The organism is Mesorhizobium sp. M2E.F.Ca.ET.209.01.1.1, assembly GCF_004010375.2.
Lineage (GTDB): Bacteria > Pseudomonadota > Alphaproteobacteria > Rhizobiales > Rhizobiaceae > Mesorhizobium.
The window spans coordinates 1-269 of record NZ_SADP02001126.1; the positions used below are offsets into that span (position 1 = coordinate 1).

The 269-nt window shown below is 58.4% G+C and carries 1 protein-coding gene; it reads right to left on the reverse strand.

Annotated features, from left to right (window positions below):
* Positions 1 to 19 precede the first annotated feature (19 nt).
* Positions 20 to 232, reverse strand: coding sequence for a type II toxin-antitoxin system HicB family antitoxin (locus EN852_RS39400; protein WP_127226143.1), 213 nt, complete (start codon positions 230 to 232; stop codon positions 20 to 22).
* Between the last annotated feature and the right edge of the window lie 37 nt (positions 233 to 269).

A 269-nucleotide genomic window follows, 5' to 3' on the forward strand; every position in this document is an offset into this window, starting at 1 on the left:
GAGAAGGAGAGGGCGCGCTTCACTCGTGCGCCTCAACATACTTCGCCACGGCTTCGGGCTCGGGTACCTCAAACCCGTCAGCGCGCAGGCCTTCGATGTGAAAGCGCATTGCTTCACGGATTGCGATCTTCACATCCGCCGTCGTGGCGCCGGTTGGAATGCAGCCCGGCAGGTCCGGCACATATGCAGAAAACTTGTCTCCGGCTTTTTCGATGATCACAGCATAAAGCATTGCACTATGTCCTTGCCTACCAGTCGAGGCTCAGGCC

Excerpts from the sequence above, each read along its gene's own strand:
- EN852_RS39400 (WP_127226143.1), bottom strand. The coding sequence starts at position 232 with ATGCTTTATGCTGTGATCATCGAAAAAGCCGGAGACAAGTTTTCTGCA.